This is a genomic window from Verrucomicrobiota bacterium (assembly GCA_016871535.1).
Lineage (GTDB): Bacteria > Verrucomicrobiota > Verrucomicrobiia > Limisphaerales > SIBE01 > VHCZ01.
Genome location: VHCZ01000013.1, coordinates 13,319 through 31,683, shown reverse-complemented (window position 1 = coordinate 31,683; position 18,365 = coordinate 13,319). Strand labels below are relative to the sequence as shown.

21 protein-coding genes are annotated in these 18,365 nt (G+C 57.9%); all 21 read right to left on the bottom strand.

Features of this window, described 5'->3' with window-relative positions; genetic code table 11:
• Positions 1–4 precede the first annotated feature (4 nt).
• The 21 genes from rpsH to rpoB all read right to left on the bottom strand — a co-directional run bounded on the left by rpsH (position 5) and on the right by rpoB (position 18,341).
• Positions 5–391 carry a 30S ribosomal protein S8 gene (rpsH, locus tag FJ398_03415; GenBank protein MBM3837005.1) on the bottom strand — a complete coding sequence of 129 codons (387 nt, stop codon included), beginning with the start codon at positions 389–391 and terminating at the stop codon, positions 5–7.
• 5 nt (positions 392–396) lie between these two features.
• Complete coding sequence (gene rpsN, locus FJ398_03410) at positions 397–666, bottom strand: 30S ribosomal protein S14 (protein ID MBM3837004.1); 270 nt, start codon at positions 664–666, stop codon at positions 397–399.
• A gap of 1 nt (position 667) precedes the next feature.
• A complete protein-coding gene (gene rplE, locus FJ398_03405) occupies positions 668–1,213 on the bottom strand; it encodes a 50S ribosomal protein L5 (GenBank protein ID MBM3837003.1) in 546 nt (181 codons plus the stop codon).
• A 13-nt stretch (positions 1,214–1,226) separates the two neighbouring features.
• Positions 1,227–1,499, bottom strand: a complete 273-nt coding sequence (locus FJ398_03400) for a 50S ribosomal protein L24 (GenBank protein ID MBM3837002.1) — start codon at positions 1,497–1,499, stop codon at positions 1,227–1,229.
• 2 nt (positions 1,500–1,501) lie between these two features.
• Positions 1,502–1,867 (bottom strand): 50S ribosomal protein L14, encoded by a 366-nt coding sequence (gene rplN / locus FJ398_03395; protein MBM3837001.1) that lies wholly within the window; start codon positions 1,865–1,867, stop codon positions 1,502–1,504.
• 14 nt (positions 1,868–1,881) lie between these two features.
• Complete coding sequence (rpsQ, locus tag FJ398_03390; protein MBM3837000.1) at positions 1,882–2,172, bottom strand: 30S ribosomal protein S17; 291 nt, start codon at positions 2,170–2,172, stop codon at positions 1,882–1,884.
• 11 nt (positions 2,173–2,183) lie between these two features.
• Positions 2,184–2,381, bottom strand: coding sequence for a 50S ribosomal protein L29 (locus FJ398_03385; protein MBM3836999.1), 198 nt, complete (start codon positions 2,379–2,381; stop codon positions 2,184–2,186).
• 13 nt (positions 2,382–2,394) lie between these two features.
• The gene (gene rplP / locus FJ398_03380) at positions 2,395–2,814 is read right to left on the bottom strand and encodes a 50S ribosomal protein L16 (GenBank protein MBM3836998.1); all 420 of its coding nucleotides are present in this window, start codon (positions 2,812–2,814) and stop codon (positions 2,395–2,397) included.
• Between the two features lie 18 nt (positions 2,815–2,832).
• Entirely contained in the window at positions 2,833–3,492 is a 660-nt protein-coding gene (rpsC, locus tag FJ398_03375; protein ID MBM3836997.1) for a 30S ribosomal protein S3, read from the bottom strand.
• A gap of 133 nt (positions 3,493–3,625) precedes the next feature.
• Positions 3,626–3,979, bottom strand: a complete 354-nt coding sequence (locus FJ398_03370; protein MBM3836996.1) for a 50S ribosomal protein L22 — start codon at positions 3,977–3,979, stop codon at positions 3,626–3,628.
• A 7-nt stretch (positions 3,980–3,986) separates the two neighbouring features.
• Positions 3,987–4,268: a 30S ribosomal protein S19 gene (gene rpsS, locus FJ398_03365; protein MBM3836995.1), complete on the bottom strand. Its 282-nt coding sequence runs from the start codon at positions 4,266–4,268 to the stop codon at positions 3,987–3,989.
• A gap of 12 nt (positions 4,269–4,280) precedes the next feature.
• A complete protein-coding gene (rplB, locus tag FJ398_03360; protein MBM3836994.1) occupies positions 4,281–5,126 on the bottom strand; it encodes a 50S ribosomal protein L2 in 846 nt (281 codons plus the stop codon).
• A 13-nt stretch (positions 5,127–5,139) separates the two neighbouring features.
• Positions 5,140–5,421: a 50S ribosomal protein L23 gene (locus FJ398_03355; GenBank protein MBM3836993.1), complete on the bottom strand. Its 282-nt coding sequence runs from the start codon at positions 5,419–5,421 to the stop codon at positions 5,140–5,142.
• Positions 5,418–6,053, bottom strand: coding sequence for a 50S ribosomal protein L4 (gene rplD / locus FJ398_03350; GenBank protein MBM3836992.1), 636 nt, complete (start codon positions 6,051–6,053; stop codon positions 5,418–5,420). Before rplD ends, FJ398_03355 begins: the two co-directional genes overlap by 4 nt.
• 11 nt (positions 6,054–6,064) lie before the next feature.
• The gene (locus FJ398_03345; protein MBM3836991.1) at positions 6,065–6,718 is read right to left on the bottom strand and encodes a 50S ribosomal protein L3; all 654 of its coding nucleotides are present in this window, start codon (positions 6,716–6,718) and stop codon (positions 6,065–6,067) included.
• 4 nt (positions 6,719–6,722) lie between these two features.
• Positions 6,723–7,031: a 30S ribosomal protein S10 gene (gene rpsJ, locus FJ398_03340; GenBank protein ID MBM3836990.1), complete on the bottom strand. Its 309-nt coding sequence runs from the start codon at positions 7,029–7,031 to the stop codon at positions 6,723–6,725.
• A 30-nt stretch (positions 7,032–7,061) separates the two neighbouring features.
• Entirely contained in the window at positions 7,062–9,239 is a 2,178-nt protein-coding gene (gene fusA, locus FJ398_03335) for an elongation factor G (GenBank protein MBM3836989.1), read from the bottom strand.
• A 64-nt stretch (positions 9,240–9,303) separates the two neighbouring features.
• Positions 9,304–9,777, bottom strand: coding sequence for a 30S ribosomal protein S7 (gene rpsG / locus FJ398_03330; GenBank protein ID MBM3836988.1), 474 nt, complete (start codon positions 9,775–9,777; stop codon positions 9,304–9,306).
• A 9-nt stretch (positions 9,778–9,786) separates the two neighbouring features.
• Positions 9,787–10,200 (bottom strand): 30S ribosomal protein S12, encoded by a 414-nt coding sequence (locus tag FJ398_03325; protein ID MBM3836987.1) that lies wholly within the window; start codon positions 10,198–10,200, stop codon positions 9,787–9,789.
• A gap of 147 nt (positions 10,201–10,347) precedes the next feature.
• Positions 10,348–14,481 carry a DNA-directed RNA polymerase subunit beta' gene (gene rpoC / locus FJ398_03320; GenBank protein MBM3836986.1) on the bottom strand — a complete coding sequence of 1,378 codons (4,134 nt, stop codon included), beginning with the start codon at positions 14,479–14,481 and terminating at the stop codon, positions 10,348–10,350.
• Positions 14,482–14,522: 41 nt separating this feature from the next.
• The gene (rpoB, locus tag FJ398_03315; protein ID MBM3836985.1) at positions 14,523–18,341 is read right to left on the bottom strand and encodes a DNA-directed RNA polymerase subunit beta; all 3,819 of its coding nucleotides are present in this window, start codon (positions 18,339–18,341) and stop codon (positions 14,523–14,525) included.
• Positions 18,342–18,365: the final 24 nt, after the last annotated feature.

Genomic DNA, 18,365 nt, shown 5'->3' with positions numbered 1-18,365 from the left:
GCGCCTACCAAACAAAACAGAGCAACTCGCCGCCCACGTTCTGTTTTTGGGCCTCGGATCCCGTCATCACCCCTTTGGAGGTGGAAATGATCGCCGTGCCCATTCCGCCAAGCACGCGCGGGATTTCATCCGCCCCGACATAGCGGCGCAATCCGGGCGTGCTGACGCGCCGCAGGCCGGCGATGACGCTTTGCCGTCCCTGATACTTCAGTTTGAGTTTCAGTTTCTTCGCGGTCTTGCCTTCGACGCTGCAATCGGCGATGTAGCCCTCGCGCTTCAAGAGCTGGGCAATGCTCTCTTTCAGTTTGGAATGCGCCATCACGACGTCCGGCATCAGCGCCTGGTGAGCGTTGCGCAAACGTGTGAGCAAGTCAGAAATGGGATCGGTCATAACGGTTACCAGCTTGCTTTGACGACGCCCGGGATCAGTCCGCTCAGCGCCGATTCGCGAAACACCAGGCGCGAGCAGGCGAACTTGCGCAAATAGCCATGGCGGCGGCCGGAAATCTTGCAACGGTTGACCGCGCGCACGGGGCTCGCGTTCCGCGGCAACTTGGCCAGTCCCGCGTAATCGCGTTTGGCTTTCAACTCGGCGCGCAGCGCGGCGTACTTGGCCGCCACCTGGCGCTTTTTCTTGTCGCGTTCAATCCATGCTTTCTTGGCCATATTATCGTCCTTCGGCAAACGGCATGCCCATCATCTTCAACAGATCCAGGGCTTCCGCGTCGGTTTTCGCTGTCGTCACAATCGTAATGTCCATGCCTTGCTGGCGCTTGATCTTGTCCAGATCGATCTCCGGAAAAATGGTCTGGTCGGCAATGCCCATCGAGTAATTGCCCCGTCCGTCAAACGAGCGCGTGGAAAGGCCGCGGAAATCGCGGATGCGAGGCAGCGCCGCCGCCACCAGGCGATCCAGGAATTCATACATCGCTTCCCGGCGCAAGGTGACGTGACACCCGATCGGCTGGCCCTGCCGCAGTTTGAAATTGGCAACGCTCTTTCGCGATTTGCTGACGACCGCTTTGCGTCCGGTGATCAATCCGAGATCCTTCGCCGCGTCGTCGATCGCCACCTTCTCCAGCGAGGCGCTGACGCCCATGTTCAAAACGATTTTCTCGATCTTCGGAACTTCGTGGACGTTCCTGTAATTGCGCTTTTCCTTCAGCGCTTGCCGAACCTTCTCGACGTATGCCTGATAGAGCCTGGGTTTCATTGCGCTTCAACGGTTAGCTGGCCTGGGGCGCTCCGCGTCTGGCGGCACGCGCGTCAAATCGCGACGCCAGCACGACATTCGAAAGATGAATCGTGCCTTCGCGCTCGATAATCGCGCCCTGCGGATTCTGCCGGTTCTTGCGGACGTGTTTCTTGATCATTTTCACGCCCTCAACGATGACCCGCTGCGACGTCGGAAACACCGAGATGATCTTGCCGCGCTTGCCCCGTTCCGTGCCGGCAATCACAACCACTTCGTCGCCTTTCTTCACGTGTGCTTTGGCCATACCTAAATCACCTCCGGAGCCAGCGAAATAATCTTCATGAATTTCTTGTCGCGGAGTTCGCGGGCGACCGGTCCGAAAATGCGCGTCCCGCGCGGGTTGTTTTCCTTGTCGATGATCACGATCGCATTCGTATCGAAGCGAAGGTAGGAACCATCGTTTCGGCGGATAGGCCGCCGGGTCCGGACCACCACCGCGTCCACGACTTCGCCCTTCTTTACGGTCCCGTCCGGCGTCGCCTCTTTGATATGGGCCTTGATGATGTCGCCCACGCGGGCGTAGCGCTGGTTGCGGCCCAGCACGCCGATCGCCGCCGCCCGCTTGGCTCCGGTGTTATCGGCGACATCCAATATGGAACGAACTTGCAACATAAGATCTCCGATGGCTAATGCACCGCGGGCGCTTCGGCGCTCCGGGACACCACTTCAACCAACCGCCAGCATTTCAATTTGGAGAGCGGCCGCGTTTCTTCGATTCGGACACGGTCGCCTACTTTCGCTTCGCCCTTTTCGTCGTGCGCGTAAAACTTCCGGTAGCGTGTCACGACCTTTTTGAATTTGGGATGCTGAAAGCGGCGTTCGACCCGCACGACGATGGTCTTGGCCATTTTGCTGGGAATGACTTCGCCGAGCCGCTGTTTGCGATGGCCTCGGTTAATCGTAGAATTCTCGGACATAAAAACGGAAATCAAGCGGCTTTCTTGCGCAGAACCGTGAGTTGGGTCTCAATCCGGGCGATATCGCGGCGCAGAATCCTGAGCCGTCCGGTCTTCTCCAGTTGGCTGGTCGCCTGCTGCAACCGCAGATTGAACAACTCCTGCCGCAAGTCGCGGCTTTTGGCCTGCAACTCGGCGAACGTTAAATCTCTGATCTCAGAACTCTTCATAAAGCCGGTCGAATCAACTCATGTGGTGGCGCGAAACAAACTTGGTGCGGATGGGCAGCTTGTCCGCGGCCAGGCGCATGGCTTCGCGCGCCAGCGCTTCCGGAACGCCGTCCACCTCAAACAAGACGTTGGCCGGGCGAACGACTGCCACCCAGGATTCCACGGGGCCTTTACCCTTGCCCATGCGCGTTTCGAGCGGTTTTTTGGTGAACGATTTGTCGGGAAAAATGCGAATCCAGATCTTGCCGCGCCGCTTCATAAAGCGGGTCAGGGCCACGCGCGCCGCTTCGATTTGCTTGGTATCGAGCCAGCAGCGCTCCAGCGCCTTCAATCCGTACTCGCCGAACGCGACCGTGGCGCCGCGGTAAGCCAATCCCGCACGGTTCCCGCGGTGCATTTTCCGATACTTCACTCTGGCCGGCATCAATGGCATAGCAATTCCTCTCGATAACTAAACAGAAGCGGCTGCCGGCAGCGCTTTTTCCGGTTTGGTCTCGCCCTTGCAAATCCAGCACTTGATACCGAGCTTGCCGTACAGCGTGTGGGCTTCGGCAAATCCGTATTCAATATTCGCGCGCAAGGTGTGCAGCGGCACGCTGCCCTCGTGGTACGATTCGACGCGCGCCAGTTCCGCGCCGCCCAACCGGCCAGCGCAACGGACCTTGATGCCGACGGCGCCGAAGTCCATGGCCGTTTGCACCGCCTTCTTCATGGCGCGCCGGAAAGAAATGCGGCGCTCGAGTTGCAAGGCGATGTTTTCCGCGACGAGCTGCGCATCGAGTTCGGGCGTCTTGATCTCTTGAATGTCCACGTAAACCTCTTTGCCGGTCATCCGGCTGAGCTCCTCCTTGAGCTTGTCGATCTCCGCGCCTTTCCGGCCGATAACCACTCCGGGGCGGGCTGTGAAAATCGTGATGCGGCACCGCGTCGCGGCGCGTTCGATCTGAATCTTTGGCACGGACGCCGATTCGAGCTTCTTCTTCAGGATGTCGCGAATCTTCCGGTCCTCGGACAACAATTTGCCAAAGTCTCGTTTCTCGGCGAACCACTTGGAGCGCCAATCTTTGTTGACGGCAACGCGCAGGCCGACCGGATTTGTCTTTTGTCCCATACGTCAGAACTGGAGTAATGGAGCGATGGAGTCATGGAGTGGCGGGAAAAAGCGCAGTCGGAGCGTCGCGATCGAACGCTCAAGCACTCCAACACTCCAACACTCCAACACTCGAACCCTTTGGCTTTTCATATTAGTCATCCGAGAGAACGATCTTGATGTGGCAGTTCCGCTTCAGGATCGGCCCGGCCGAGCCTCGCGCCTTGGGGATAAACCGCTTCATGGTTGTGGCCGTCTGAGCCAGCGCTTCCTTCACAACCAGATTCGCCGTGTCCAGGCTGTTGTACTCCGTCTTGTGAGTTTTCAAGTCCTCCGCATTGGCCAGTGCGGATTTCAGCGTTTTGGACACGAGCCGCGCGGATTTCCTGGGAACGACGGCCAGAACGGCGACCGCTTGCTGGGCGGGCAGGCCTTGAATCTGGCGAACGACCTCGCGCATCTTTTGCGCGGACATCCGGACATTCCGGGTGATGGCTTGAACTTCCATAAACGAATTACTTGGCTTCGGCCTTGGCGGTGTGCGCGCCGTGTTTCTTGAAGGTGCGCGTCAACGAGAACTCGCCCAGTCGATGCCCGACCATGTTCTCGGTGACAAAGACCGGATTGAACACTTTGCCGTTATGCACGTTGAACGTGTGGCCGACGAATTCCGGGGTGATCATGGAGCGCCGCGACCACGTCTTGATCGGCTTCTTCGTGTTCGTCGCGTTTAACTTCGAGATTTTTTCCAACAAATGTCCGTCCACGAACGGACCTTTCTTAATGGATCGTCCCATAGGCCGCTGCGATTACTTCTGTTTCACCGGCCGCCCGTCACGGCGCACCACGATGAAACGGTTCGAATGTTTGAATTGCTTTCGAGTCTTGTAACCCTTGGTGATCACGCCCCACGGCGTCACCGGGTGCCCGCCGCCCGAAGTCTTGCCCGCTCCTCCGCCCATCGGGTGATCGACCGGATTCTTGGCCACGCCGCGGCTCAGGGGGCGAATGCCGCGGTGCCGGCTTCTCCCGGCTTTTCCGAGGACCACGTTCTCATGCTCCGCATTCCCGACCTGTCCAATCGTGGCTGTGCAGTCGAGGTTGAACCTTCGGATTTCTCCAGAAGGCAAACGCACCTGGGCATATTCCTCGTCGCGAGACATCAGGATCGCTGAAGCGCCCGCGGTCCGGACCATCTGGCCGCCGCGTCCCGGCGTGATTTCGAGGTTATGAATCGGCAAACCGATCGGGATGGTTTTGAGGGGAAGCGCATTGCCAACTTCAGGTGGAGCGGAGGAACCGCTCATCAAAGTGGCGCCAACCTTCAAACCGTCCGGGGCGATGATGTAGCGCTTTTCTCCATCCTTGTATTCGAGCAACGCCAGCCGCGCCGTGCGGATCGGGTCGTACTCGATGGCGACTACTTTGGCTTCGACTCCGCGCTTGTTGCGTTTGAAATCCACTTCGCGGATTTTCTGTTTGTGACCCTGGCCCCGCCCCCGGCTGGTTACACGGCCGTAGGAATTCCGCCCGCCGGTCTTCTTGCGGATGAACACCAGGCTTTTTTCCGGCTTTGACTTGGTGATCTCAGCAAACGACGCGATCGTGATATAACGCGTCGATGGCGTGAGCGGGCGAAAGGTTTTGACTGGCATAAGGAAAATCCGGTTACGTCAGGGTGATCTTGTCTCCCTTCTTCAGAGTCAGAATGGCTTTCTTCCAGTCCGGCGCTTTGCCTGCCTGCATCGTGCGCTGCCGCCGGAGTTTGCCGGAGACATTCATCGTGCGCACGTCGAGGACCTTCACTTTGAAAAGCTCTTCAACCGCCCGCCGAATCTGGACCTTGTTGGCGCGCCGGTCCGCCACCACCGTGTAGTGGTTGAATTTCTCGCTCTGGAGCGAACCCTTCTCGGTGACGCGCACCGTTTTGATAACCTCAAAAGTATTCATGCCTGCTGGTCCTTCTGAAGACGCTGTTCCACCTTTTCAAAAGCGTCCCGCGTGAACACCAATTTGGCGAACCGCAGAACCTGGTAGGTGTTCAAATCCTCGCTCGTGGTCACCTCGACATCCGGCACATTGCGCGAGGCCAGCAACAGATTCCGATCTGCCTCCGGAGCCACGATCAATGTCGTTCCTTCCAACTGAAGCGCAGACCGCACGCCCAGGAATTCTTTGGTCTTCGGTGAATTCAATTTGAGGTCGCTCAGGATGACGACATCGCCGGCCTTCAGCCGCTCGCTCAGCGCCTTCTGAAAGGCGAGGCGCCGCGTCGCTTTGGTCACTTTGACGCGCCAATCCCGCGGCTTGGGGCCGAAGACCACTCCGCCGCCACGCCAGAGAGGCGATGCGAATGAGCCGGCCCGTGCGCGCCCGGTGCCCTTCTGACGCCACGGCTTCTTGCCGGATCCAGCGACCTCGCCCATGGTCTTCGTGCAGGCCGTGCCGCTTCGTTGCGCCGCCAGATAAGCCACAACCACGTCGTGGACCGCCTGGGTTCCTTTGCCATCCTGGATGACAGGAAACTTCACTTCCAACTCACCCTGCGGATTGCCTTGTGTATCTTTGACAGCGAGTTTCATGGAACTTCAAATTACTTTGCAGGCGCCGCGGCCTTCTTGGGCAGTTTCTTGGATTCTCGAATGACCACGTAGTCGCCTTTTGCTCCAGGAACGGCGCCTTTGATCAAGAGAATGTTCTCGCTTTCGCGCACCTGGACGACCTGGAGGTTCTGGACAGTGCGGCGCGCGTGGCCCATGTGTCCCGGCATGCGCATCCCGCGGCGAACGGTTCCGGGAAACAAGCGTTGCCCAATCGCGCCCGAACGCCGATGCCAGCCCTTCGCGCCGTGTGTGGAATCACCGCCGCGAAAATGATGGCGCTTGACCACGCCTTCAAACCCGCGGCCTTTGGTCACGCCTATCGCATCGACGAAGTCGCCCTGCGCGAAAATGCCGGGGCCAATCACGTCGCCGGGCTTCACGCTCAGAGAAAAATTCCGGAACTCGCGGATGCGCTTGACGGGAGTGGTTTTGAACTTTTGAAAATGGCCGTTGAGCGGCTTGGCAGTGCGATGTTCCTTCTGATCGTCGAATCCCAGTTGAACCGCGCTGTAGCCATCCGTCTCCACGGTTTTGCACTGCAGGACGCGGTTTGGCCCGGCCAGAATGACCGTGACCGGAATGACATTTCCGGCCGCATCGTAAACCTGCGTCTGCCCTAGTTTCTTTCCGAGCAATCCGATCATAGCCTTAGATCTTAATCGTGATGTCAACGCCGGCCGGGAGATTCAGTTTTTTGAGTTCGTCCACGGTTTTCGCTGTGGGATCGATGATATCCAACAAGCGCTTGTGGGTGCGCTGCTCGAAAGTCTCTTGCGACTTCTTGTCGGCGTGAGGGGAACGCTGAACCGTGAATCGTTCGATCCGCGTCGGAAGGGGAATCGGTCCTGCGACTCGGGCTCCGGTTCGTTTGACCGTCTCCACGATATCGTGTGCAGACTGGTCAATGACCCGATGGTCATAGGCTTTCAGTCGGATACGAATGCGTTGGCCTGCCATAACAAAGAACAGTAAGTTTGCGCAGCGCGTTTATGTGCGTGCCGGTTTTGGTTTTGCCAAGTCTAAAATGCTCGCGGCGATTCCCGAAGGCACCTGCTCGAATCGGAGCGGTTCCATCGAATAATTCGCGCGCCCTTTGGACAGTGATCGAATGGCGGTCGCGTAGCCAAACATTTCGGCGAGCGGCACTTCCGCGTAAAGCACGACCGCGCCGCTTTTGACTTCGATCGTCTGAATCTTGCCCCGCCGCCGATTCAGGTCGCCCAGGAGATCGCCTTGATATTCCTCCGGCGTGGTCACTTCGACTTTCATGATCGGTTCCAGAAGGACGGGGTTGGCCTTCTTCGCCGCATCTTTGAACGCAAAAATCCCGGCCATCTTGAACGCCAGTTCGCTGGAGTCCACCTCGTGGAACGTGCCTTCGATAATGCTGACCTTCACGTCCACGATGGGATAGTTCGCCAGGACTCCGCCCTGAATCGCTTCCTCTAAACCGTCGATCACCGCCGGGATGTACTCCTTCGGGATCGTTCCGCCGACCACCTTGTTTTCAATCTCAACGCCCTTGCCGGCTTCGTTCGGCTCGACCGTGATGATAGCGTGCCCGTATTGGCCGCGGCCGCCCGATTGGCGGATGAATTTGCCTTCGCCCTCGGCGGGCCTGGTGATCGTCTCGCGGTAGGCGATCTGCGGAGCGCCGGCCGTCGCATCGACCTTGAACTCGCGCAGGAGCCGGTCGCGGATGATCTCCAGGTGCAACTCGCCCATGCCGGCAATGATTAACTGGCTCGTTTCCTCGTCGGTAAAACAGCGGAATGTCGGATCTTCTTCCGCCAGCCGCTGCAACCCTTCGCTCAGTTTGTCGCGATCTGCCTTGGTCTTCGGTTCCACCGCCATCGAGATCACAGGTTCGGGGAAGGTCGGCGGCTCCAACAGAATCGAGAAATCCTCGTCGCTGAGTGTATCGCCCGTTGTGATGTTCTTGAGGCCCACGAGGGCCGCGATATCTCCGGCGTAAACCGTGTCCACTTCGATCCGTTTGTCCGCTTGAATCATCATCACGCGGCTTACGCGGTCGCGCCTGCGCGTGCGTGGATTGTAAATCATGTCGCCCTTTCTCAGCGTGCCGCTGTACACGCGGAAGAAGACGAGTTTGCCGACGTAGGGATCACTCCAGAGTTTGAAGGCCAGCGAGCAAAACTTCCCGCTGTCATCGGGGGTCACTTCGATCCGGGTTTGGGCATCGTCCGCGTCTTGTCCCACGGCCGGCGGGATGTCCAAGGGCGACGGAAGGTAATCGATCACCGCATCAACCAGCGGTTGGACGGCCTTCTTTTTGAACGCGGAGCCGCACATCACGGGCACGAGCTCAATCTTGCAGGTCAAACGCCGGATCGCTTGCTTCAAAACAAACGAATCGATCGGCTTGTCCTCAATGACCAATTCGGCGATTTCGTCATCTTTGTTCGCCACGCCGTCGATCAGTTCCGCCAGAGCAAATCGAGCCCGGTCTTTGTCTTCTTCGGGAATGTCCGTGACCTGGTACTTGAGGCCCATTTCGTCGGATGGATCATAAATGATCGCTTTCTGGCTCACGACGTCGATGATCCCCCGGAAGGATTCTTCTTTACCGATGGGGATGGCGATGGGGTAGGCGTAAGCTCCGAGTTTCTTGCGCATCTCGGACACGGCGTTTTCAAAGTTGGCGCCCGTCCGATCCATCTTGTTCACGAAGGCGATTCGAGGAACCCGGTATTTGGTGGCCTGCCGCCAGACGGTCTCCGACTGCGGCTGCACTCCGGCCACGCCGCAGAACACGGCCACGGCTCCGTCCAGCACGCGCATGGAGCGCTCGACTTCCGCGGTGAAATCAACGTGGCCCGGGGTATCGATGATGTTGATGCGATGGGGAATTCCCACGAAACTCTTGTGCAGCCCGTCCTCTTTCTGCGTCCAATAACATGTCGTGGCCGCCGAGGTAATGGTGATGCCGCGCTCGCGCTCCTGCTCCATCCAGTCTGTGACGGTGTTGCCGTCATCCACGTCACCCATCTTGTGGATGAGGCCGGTATAAAACAGAATTCTCTCCGTCGTCGTGGTTTTCCCAGCGTCGATGTGCGCCGCGATGCCAATGTTGCGCGTGCGCTCCATCGAATACTTTCGATTCGGCGAGTTCACCGATTTCGTTTTTTCCATTACAACTTCCATCTGTCAGAGAATAAAAATGCCCCGATTGATTCCAGCCGTCGGGGCAATTCCAGCAACTAAAGTGCTACCAGCGAAAATGGGCGAAGGCCTTGTTCGCCTGGGCCATCTTATGAACTTCATCGCGCTTGCGGATGGCGTTGCCTTGGCCTTGATAGGCGTCCATGATTTCCGCCGCCAGGGCGTCTTTCATCGGAACGCCCTTCCGCGCATCGGCCAGGTCCACCAGCCACCGAAACGCCAGGGCCAACTGCCGGTCCGGTGCGACTTCCACCGGAACCTGGTAAGTGGCGCCGCCGACGCGACGAGCCTTGACTTCCAGCCTGGGCTTTGCGTTGTCCACCGCTCGCTGCAAGATCTCCAAAGCGTTCGTGTTTGGGTTCTTTTCCACGATCCGATCGAACGTGCCGTAAACGATGCGCTGCGCCAGGCTCTTTTTGCCGCGTTGCATCACCACGTTCACCAAACGAGACACCAGCGTGCTGTGGTATTTGGGATCTTCCACCGCGGGTCTCTTGATTGCTCGACGCCTTCTGGACATATAAGAAAATTAACTCGCGGCTGCGGGTGCGGCGGCTGCCGCAGGCTTGCCCGCTTTGGGCCGTTTCACGCCGTACTTCGACCGGCTGACGCGCCGCTTTTCCACTCCGGCTGCGTCCAGCGTGCCGCGCACAATGTGGTAGCGCACGCCCGGCAGATCCTTTACGCGCCCGCCGCGCACGAGCACGATCGAGTGCTCCTGGAGATTGTGGCCTTCATCCGGAATGTAAGCGATCACTTCGTAGCCGTTGGTCAGGCGGACCTTGGCGACCTTGCGCATCGCTGAGTTGGGTTTCTTCGGCGTCCGAGTCATGACCTGAACACACACGCCGCGGCGGTAGGGCGCGCCTTCCAAGGCAGGTGACTTGGACTTATACTTCAACTTGTTTCGTCCTTTTCGGACGAGTTGATTGATCGTCGGCATCGAGATTTGCTAAATCGTTCCAGATTTGGCCGGTTTTTGGGCCATTTTTCCCAGACCCTTGGGAAAACGGAGCGCGAATATTAACAAAGGACTTCTTCGTTGCAACAAGTATTTGAGATTTTTTTGATCCCGTTGCCCGCGTCCGGTTTAGCTCGCAATGGCTTCGTCCGGCGCCGGAGCGGGTTCTTCCTCTACCGGCAACTCTTCGACCAACGGCTTGAGCTGGACCTTTCGGTGATAAGTGAAACCCGTTCCAGCCGGAATAATGTGCCCCATGATCACGTTTTCCTTGAAGCCGCGGAGGCGATCAACTTTACCCATGGTCGCGGCCTCGGTGAGCACGCGCGTTGTGTCCTGGAAGGAAGCCGCGCTCAGGAAACTGTCGGTCTCCAGCGAGGCTTTGGTGATACCGAGCAGGACCGGTTGGGCCTCGGCGGGCTTGCCACCCATTTTTTCCACGCGCGAGTTTTCGTTTTCAAAGTGGAGCTTGTCCACTTGCTCGCCCCACAAGAAGGTCGTGTCACCCGGCTCAGTAATTCGGACCTTGCGCAGCATTTGCCGCACGATGATCTCGATGTGCTTGTCGTTAATGGTCACGCCTTGCAACCGGTACACTTCCTGAACTTCGTTCACCAGATGCTCCTGCAATTCCTGCGGACCGCACACATCCAGAATCTCGTGCGGAACCACCGGGCCTTCGGTCAACTGCTGTCCTTTCTTCACGAAGTCGCCTTTGAACACGATGACATGTTTGCCGATGGGAATGAGATGCTCTTCTTCGAGGCCCGTCTGAGTGTCCTTGATCAGGATCGTGCGTTTGCCGCGCACGCTCGGACCGAAATCCACAATTCCGTCGATCTTGGAAATCTCAGCCGCATCTTTCGGACGCCGCGCTTCGAAGAGCTCGGCCACACGCGGCAAACCGCCTGTGATGTCTTTGGTTTTTGAAGTTTTGCGCGGCGTCTTGGCCATGAGCGTTCCGGCCACAATCTTGACGCCTTCGTTGACCACGATGTGAGCGCCCGAAGGAATCGGATAGTTTGCCACGCCTTCGCCCTTGTCGTCGCTGATGATGATTTGCGGATGCAAATCTTCCTTGTGTTCGATAATGACTTTGGCCTCCTGGCCGGTGGTTTCATCCACTTCCTGTTTCATCGTCACGCCCTCGATGATGTCGTGGAATTGCACGCGGCCCGCTCTCTCGGAAAGAATCGGCACGTTGTACGGATCCCACTGCACGAACGTTTCGCCGCGTTTGACGGGGCCGCCGTTCGGCACGGAGATCACGGCGCCAATGACAACGTTGTGTGTTTCGAGTTCGCGGCCGTCTTCCGCCAAAACGGAGATGGAACCGTTCTTGTTCAGAACGATGTTGCTGCCGTCATCCAGCTCGACGAGCCGCAGGTCGTTGTAGCGCACCAGACCGTCGTGCTTGGCTTTGATCTGAGGTTGCTTGAACACCTGGGACGCCGTGCCGCCGATGTGGAACGTCCGCATCGTGAGTTGCGTGCCCGGTTCACCGATCGATTGCGCGGCGATGATTCCCACGGCCTCGCCGAGCTTGACTAATCCGCCCGTGGCCAAGTTGCGCCCGTAGCACGCGACACAAAGGCCGTGCTTGCTCTCACAAGTCAGCACCGAACGGATGCGCACCTTTTCCACCCCCGACACTTCGGTCCGCTTGGCTTTAACTTCGTCGATCTCCTCATTGGCGCTGATCAGTTTCTTCTTCGAGTCCCGCAGATCGAAAATGTCATCGGCGCTGAACCGGCCCAAGATGCGTTCGCTGAGTTTGACGACTTCGTCCTCGCCCTCGTAGATCGCCTGCACCCAGATGCCATTGGTCGTGCCGCAGTCGTCTTCCCGAATGATCACATCCTGCGCGACGTCCACGAGCTTCCGGGTCATGTAACCTGAATCCGCGGTCTTCAGCGCGGTATCCGCCAAACCCTTTCGTGCGCCGTGCGTGGAAATGAAATACTCCAGCACCGTCAGGCCTTCGCGGAAGTTCGAAAGGATCGGTTTTTCGATGATGTCGCCGGAAGGCTTGGCCATCAGCCCGCGCACACCGGCAAGCTGGCGAACTTGCTGGCGGTTTCCGCGCGCGCCCGAATCCACCATCAGCCAGACGGGATTGTACTCGCGCTTGCCATGGTTGTGCTCCAAGGTCCGCAGCATCACGTTCGCGATCTGGTCCGTGCAATGCGTCCAGATGTCGATGACTTTGTTGTAGCGTTCGCCGGGAGTGATCAGGCCCTTGCGGTACTGTTTCTCGACGTCGCTGATTTGTTTCTGAGCGGACTCGATCTCCTGCGTTTTCTCCTTGGGAATGATCATATCGTCGATGCCGATGGAGACGCCGGCGCGCGTGGCCTCGTAGAAGCCCAACTCTTTCAGGCGATCGAGCGTGGCGACAGTTTTCTCGTGCCCGCAGTTCTTGTAGCAATTCCAGATCAACTCCCCGAGTTGGGACTTGCCGATGACTTTGTTCGGGAATCCGAGTTCAGGCGGCCAGATTTCGCTGAAAATGACGCGACCGACCGTCGTTTCGACGACCTTCTTCTCGGCATCGCCGTAGATCGTCTTTCGTCCAAAATCGGGATTGGCCAACTGAATTTTCTCATGAGTGCGGACCGCTCCGTCCATGAGCGCGAAGACGACTTCGTCCTTCGATCCAAAAAGCTTCGGACGACTCGACGCACCGGACATACCCAGCGCGCGCGGATTGGCTGTCAAATAATAGCAACCAAGCGTGATGTCCTGCGTCGGTGTCATGATCGGTTTGCCGCTGGAGGGACTGAATATGTTATTCGGCGCCATCATCAGCAGCCGCGCTTCCATCTGCGCTTCGACCGAGAGCGGCACGTGGACGGCCATTTGATCGCCGTCGAAGTCAGCATTGTACGCGGTGCAAACCAGCGGATGGATGCGAATGGCTTCGCCTTCGATCAACGCCGGCTCGAACGCTTGAATCGACAAACGGTGCAGCGTCGGCGCGCGGTTCAACAGGACCGGGTGGCCCTTGGTGACTTCTTCCAAAATGTCCCAGACCTCCGGGGATTGGCGTTCGATCATCTTCTTGGCGGAACGGACCGTGTGCACGTAATTGAGCTCCTTGAGGCGCCGGATAATGAACGGTTCGAACAACACCAACGCCATCTTCTTGGGCAGGCCGCACTGGTTGAGGCGCAACTCCGGCCCGATGACAATGACTGATCGGCCCGAGTAATCGACGCGCTTCCCAAGCAGGTTTTGGCGAAAACGCCCGCTCTTGCCCTTGAGCATGTCGCTGAGCGATTTGAGCGGACGGTTGCCCGCGCCGGTGACGGCGCGTCCGTGCCGACCGTTGTCAAACAGCGCATCCACGGCTTCTTGGAGCATGCGCTTTTCGTTGCGAATGATGACTTCCGGCGTCTTGAGTTGGAGGAGGTTCTTCAGCCGGTTATTCCGGTTGATGACGCGGCGGTACAAATCGTTGAGATCCGACGTCGCGAAACGCCCGCCTTCCAGCGGCACGAGCGGACGCAGGTCGGGCGGAATCACCGGGAGCACGGTCAGGATCATCCATTCCGGGCGGCTCCTGGAATTGAGGAAGCCTTGAAAGAGTTTGATCCGTTTGGCGAGCTTCTTCCGAATCTGCTTGCTCTTGGTCTCGGTCATTGCGATCTGCAACTGGTCGATCTGCTTCGCCAGATCGACCTTCGTGAGTGCCTCGCGCACGGCCTCGGCGCCCATCTTCGCGACGAACGCGTCAGCCCCGTAGGTCTCTTTGGCTTCGCGAAACTCCAACTCGCTCAGCAACTGGTGTTGTTTCAGCGGAGTCGAACCGGGGTCGATGACCAGGTAATCCTCGTAGTAAATGACCCGCTCCAGATTTCGGGCCGTCATGTCGAGCATCAACCCGATCCGCGACGGCATGCACTTGAAGAACCAGATGTGCGAGACAGGAACAGCCAGTTCAATATGGCCCATGCGTTCGCGGCGCACTCGCGAAAGGGTGACTTCGACACCGCAACGGTCGCAGACGACGCCGCGATGTTTGATGCGTTTATACTTGCCGCAGGAACATTCCCAATCCTTCACCGGCCCGAAGATGCGCTCGCAAAACAAACCGCCTTTCTCCGGTTTGAAGGTGCGGTAGTTGATCGTCTCCGGGTTCTTCACTTCTCCCTTCGACCAGGATCGAATCGCCTCCGGCGAGGCCACCGAGATCGCGACGTAATCAACCAAATTGACCTTATCCAGGCCGAGCAATTCACGGGCTGTTTCTTTCGTGTTCATGGTTGTTAAAAAGCGGTTGAATCGATGTTATTCGGCCGAACTTAGCCGAGCGCGGTCAGTGTTGCGGGCTGCGCCGGCTGATCGAGCGGATTGGAGTAACCCACTTTGACATCCAGCCCCAGAGATTGCATTTCTTTGACCAACACGTTGAACGACTCCGGCACCCCGGCTTCGAGCGCATTGTCGCCTTTCACAATGCTTTCATAGATGCGGGTTCGGCCTTGCACGTCGTCCGATTTCACCGTCAGCAACTCCTGCAAGGTGTACGCGGCGCCGTAGGCTTCCATGGCCCAGACTTCCATTTCGCCAAATCGCTGCCCGCCGTACTGAGCTTTGCCGCCAAGCGGTTGCTGCGTGACCAGCGAATAGGGGCCGACAGCGCGGGCATGAATCTTGTCCGCCACCAGGTGCCCCAACTTCATCATGTAGATGTAGCCCACCACGATTTCCTGATCGAACGGTTCGCCCGTGCGGCCGTCGTAGAGCAAAGTCTTGCCGTGGTCCGGCAGGCTCGCTTGCTTGAGATAGCCGCGAATTTCCTTTTCCTTGATCCCATCGAAAACAGGCGTGGCGAATTTCAAGCCGAGCAGTCGGGCCGCCCAGCCCAGGTGTGTTTCGAGCACCTGTCCGACATTCATGCGCGAAGGAACGCCGAGCGGATTCAAAACGATATCGACCGGCGTGCCGTCCGCGAGGAACGGCATGTCTTCCTCCGGAACGATCTTGGCTACGACGCCTTTGTTGCCGTGGCGTCCGGCCATCTTGTCCCCCACCGAAAGCTTGCGCTTGGAGGCGATATAGACCTTGACCGATTTGATGATGCCGGGATCGACACCGTCACCCGCTTCGACGCGCTCCATCTCTTCGTCGTGCTGCATCTGCAAATCGTCGAATCGCTTTTTGAAGCTGCCGATGATCTCGTTGATCTTGTTGCGAATCGGCGACGGGTCGATCTCGATGCGATCATACACGCTGGCCAGCTTGCGCAAGAGCGTCTTGGTTATCTTGCGGTTGGCCGGAATGATAATCTCGCCGGTCTCCGAATTGACGACATCCAGCGGAATCTTTTCCCCCAGGAGGATATTGCTGAGCGCTTCCGTCAGTTGCTCGCGCAATTCATCCATCTTGGCCTTGAACTCTTCGTCAACCTGTTTCGCGTGTTTCTTGGCCTCCGTGGGAGTCACCCGGTTGCTTCGGTCCACGTCTTTTTTGGAGGAAACCTTGACATCCATCACGATGCCGTAAGTCCCAGAAGGAACTTTCAGAGACGTGTCCTTCACGTCTGCGGCCTTCTCACCGAAAATAGCCCGCAGTAATCGCTCTTCCGGCGCCAGTTCGGTCTCGCTCTTCGGCGTGATCTTTCCGACCAGGATGTCTCCGGGTTTCACTTCCGCGCCAATCCGAATCACGCCGTCCGGGCCGAGATTCTTCAGGGCTTCTTCTCCGAGATTCGGGATGTCTCGTGTGATTTCTTCCGGACCCAGTTTGGTATCCCGAGCGCCGACTTCAAACTCATCGATGTGTATGGAAGTGAAAACATCGTCCTTGACGATCCGTTCGCTGATCAGGATCGCGTCCTCGAAATTGTAGCCATTCCATGGCATGAACGCGCAAAGCACGTTGCGTCCGAGCGCGAGATCTCCGCCGAACGTGCAGGGCCCGTCGGCGATCACCTGGGTTTTCTTGACCGCATCGCCTTTCGTCACGAGCACCTTCTGGTTAATGCAGGTCGCCGCGTTTGAGCGCATGAACTTGCGCACGCTGTAAACGTAGATGCCTTCGGCCGGGTCGTGCTTAATCCGCTTCTTGCCTTCAGGCAGTTTCCCATCCGCGGTGATGATAATCTGGTTTGCGGTCACGGAGGCGACCTTGCCCGCCTCGTCAGAAACGATGACCGCCCGAGAATCGCGAGCGACGCGCTCTTCCAGGCCCGTGGCCACCAGCGGCGCTTCGGTAACCAACAGCGGCACCGCCTGGCGTTGCATGTTGGAACCCATCAACGCGCGGTTCGCGTCGTCGTGCTCAAGGAACGGAATCAGGCCCGCGGCGACGGACACCAATTGTTTGGGAGAAACGTCCATGTAATCGACGCGATTGGGATCGACGTCGATGAAATCGCCTTTGCACCGGCACATGACCTTGTCGGTCTGGAAGCGGCCTTTATCGTCGATGACGGCGTTGGCTTGAGCGACGATGAATTGCTCTTCGCGATCTGCCGTGAGGTAATCGACATGGTTGGTGACCCGGCCCTTCTCGACCTTGCGGTAAGGTGTCTCGATGAAACCAAACTCGTTGACGCGGGCAAATGTTGCCAGCGACGCGATCAGACCGATGTTCGGGCCTTCCGGCGTCTCAATCGGGCAAATCCGTCCGTAATGCGAGGGATGCACGTCACGGACTTCGAATCCCGCACGGTCCCGGGAAAGTCCGCCAGGCCCCAACGCTGAGAGCCGCCGTTTATGCGTCAACTCCGCCAGCGGATTGATCTGATCCATGAACTGGGAAAGCTGGCTGCGGCCAAAGAAATCGCGGACCACGGCAGAAAGCGCCTTGGGATTGATCAGCTTCTGCGGCGTCATGGTGTCCATGCCCTGGTCAAACAACGTCATTCGCTCCTTGACCAGCCGTTCTGTCCGGGCGAGACCCACGCGGCACTGGTTGGCGAGCAATTCGCCGACCGTCCGGATTCGGCGGCTGCCGAGGTGATCGATATCATCCAGCGTGCCCTCCCCCTTCTTCAGGCGAAGCAAATACTTGGTGGCAGCGACCAAATCCTCTTTGGTGAGGATGCGCGTGTCTTCCGGGGCCTTCAAGCCCAGCTTCTGCATGATCTTGTACCGCCCGACTCGGCCGAGATCGTAGCGCTTGGGATCAAAGAAGAGCCGCTTGATCAAAGCCCGCGCGTTCGCTGCCGTCGGCGGATCGCCCGGGCGCAGTCTCCGATAAATATCCTTGAGAGCTTCCTCTTCATTCTTGGTGGGATCTTTCTTGAGACATTTGATGATGATGCCGTCATCCACTGAGGTATCGACTACCTTGATTTTCGAGATCCCCAACTCCGCGATCTGCTTGAGCACCGCTTTGGAAATGGGTTCGAAGGCTCGAGCGACAACGATATTCTTTTCCGCGTCAACCGCGTCCTCAATGAGAACCTTGTTCTGGATGTCATCCAGGCCTTCGGCTTCTTTCAGGCTCAGATCTTCGATGTCGTAAAAGAGCTTCAGGATGTCCGCGTTCGAGCTGTAACCCAACGCTCGGAAGAAAGTTGTCGTGAGGAATTTTCGCCGACGCTTCTTTCGATCCAGATAGACGTAGAGCAAATCGCTCGTGTCAAACTGCGCTTCGTACCAGGAGCCGCGGTCGGGAATGATCCGGAACGAATGCAAAGTCTTGCCGTTTGGATGCTGCGTGGCCTCAAACGCCAGGCCCGGCGACCGGTGCAGTTGGCTGACAATGACACGCTCGGCGCCGTTGATCACGAACGTTCCTTGCGGGGTCATGAGCGGGAGTTCGCCCATGAACACCTTTTCCTCTTTGGTGCCCTTTTCCTCTTTCAACAAGAAAGTGACGTGAAGAGGCGCTCCGTACGTAATTCCTTCGCGCAGGCACTCCAGCCAGTCCAGTTTCGGATCGCCGATTTCGTAGCTGTGATAATCCAGCACGCACTTGCCGTCGTAGCTTTCAATCGGGAAGACCTCGGTGAACACGGCCTGCAACCCGACGTTCTTCCTTTTGGATGGAGCAACTTCGGCCTGGAGGAATTCGTTGTAGGAGTTGATCTGGATTTCGATCAGATTGGGAGGAGCGATAATCTCCTTAATCTTACCGAAATTGATTCGCTCAGACGCTCTGGATGGCATGGTGACCTCTAATGCTTTCTTCTG

What these genes read in the sequence shown, in the direction of transcription:
- rpsH (MBM3837005.1), bottom strand. Translation starts at nt 391, where the DNA reads ATGACCGATCCCATTTCTGACTTGCTCACACGTTTGCGCAACGCTCAC.
- rpsN (MBM3837004.1), bottom strand. Translation starts at nt 666, where the DNA reads ATGGCCAAGAAAGCATGGATTGAACGCGACAAGAAAAAGCGCCAGGTG.
- rplE (MBM3837003.1), bottom strand. Translation starts at nt 1,213, where the DNA reads ATGAAACCCAGGCTCTATCAGGCATACGTCGAGAAGGTTCGGCAAGCG.
- FJ398_03400 (MBM3837002.1), bottom strand. Translation starts at nt 1,499, where the DNA reads ATGGCCAAAGCACACGTGAAGAAAGGCGACGAAGTGGTTGTGATTGCC.
- rplN (MBM3837001.1), bottom strand. Translation starts at nt 1,867, where the DNA reads ATGTTGCAAGTTCGTTCCATATTGGATGTCGCCGATAACACCGGAGCC.
- rpsQ (MBM3837000.1), bottom strand. Translation starts at nt 2,172, where the DNA reads ATGTCCGAGAATTCTACGATTAACCGAGGCCATCGCAAACAGCGGCTC.
- FJ398_03385 (MBM3836999.1), bottom strand. Translation starts at nt 2,381, where the DNA reads ATGAAGAGTTCTGAGATCAGAGATTTAACGTTCGCCGAGTTGCAGGCC.
- rplP (MBM3836998.1), bottom strand. Translation starts at nt 2,814, where the DNA reads ATGCCATTGATGCCGGCCAGAGTGAAGTATCGGAAAATGCACCGCGGG.
- rpsC (MBM3836997.1), bottom strand. Translation starts at nt 3,492, where the DNA reads ATGGGACAAAAGACAAATCCGGTCGGCCTGCGCGTTGCCGTCAACAAA.
- FJ398_03370 (MBM3836996.1), bottom strand. Translation starts at nt 3,979, where the DNA reads ATGGAAGTTCAAGCCATCACCCGGAATGTCCGGATGTCCGCGCAAAAG.
- rpsS (MBM3836995.1), bottom strand. Translation starts at nt 4,268, where the DNA reads ATGGGACGATCCATTAAGAAAGGTCCGTTCGTGGACGGACATTTGTTG.
- rplB (MBM3836994.1), bottom strand. Translation starts at nt 5,126, where the DNA reads ATGCCAGTCAAAACCTTTCGCCCGCTCACGCCATCGACGCGTTATATC.
- FJ398_03355 (MBM3836993.1), bottom strand. Translation starts at nt 5,421, where the DNA reads ATGAATACTTTTGAGGTTATCAAAACGGTGCGCGTCACCGAGAAGGGT.
- rplD (MBM3836992.1), bottom strand. Translation starts at nt 6,053, where the DNA reads ATGAAACTCGCTGTCAAAGATACACAAGGCAATCCGCAGGGTGAGTTG.
- FJ398_03345 (MBM3836991.1), bottom strand. Translation starts at nt 6,718, where the DNA reads ATGATCGGATTGCTCGGAAAGAAACTAGGGCAGACGCAGGTTTACGAT.
- rpsJ (MBM3836990.1), bottom strand. Translation starts at nt 7,031, where the DNA reads ATGGCAGGCCAACGCATTCGTATCCGACTGAAAGCCTATGACCATCGG.
- fusA (MBM3836989.1), bottom strand. Translation starts at nt 9,239, where the DNA reads ATGGAAGTTGTAATGGAAAAAACGAAATCGGTGAACTCGCCGAATCGA.
- rpsG (MBM3836988.1), bottom strand. Translation starts at nt 9,777, where the DNA reads ATGTCCAGAAGGCGTCGAGCAATCAAGAGACCCGCGGTGGAAGATCCC.
- FJ398_03325 (MBM3836987.1), bottom strand. Translation starts at nt 10,200, where the DNA reads ATGCCGACGATCAATCAACTCGTCCGAAAAGGACGAAACAAGTTGAAG.
- rpoC (MBM3836986.1), bottom strand. Translation starts at nt 14,481, where the DNA reads ATGAACACGAAAGAAACAGCCCGTGAATTGCTCGGCCTGGATAAGGTC.
- rpoB (MBM3836985.1), bottom strand. Translation starts at nt 18,341, where the DNA reads ATGCCATCCAGAGCGTCTGAGCGAATCAATTTCGGTAAGATTAAGGAG.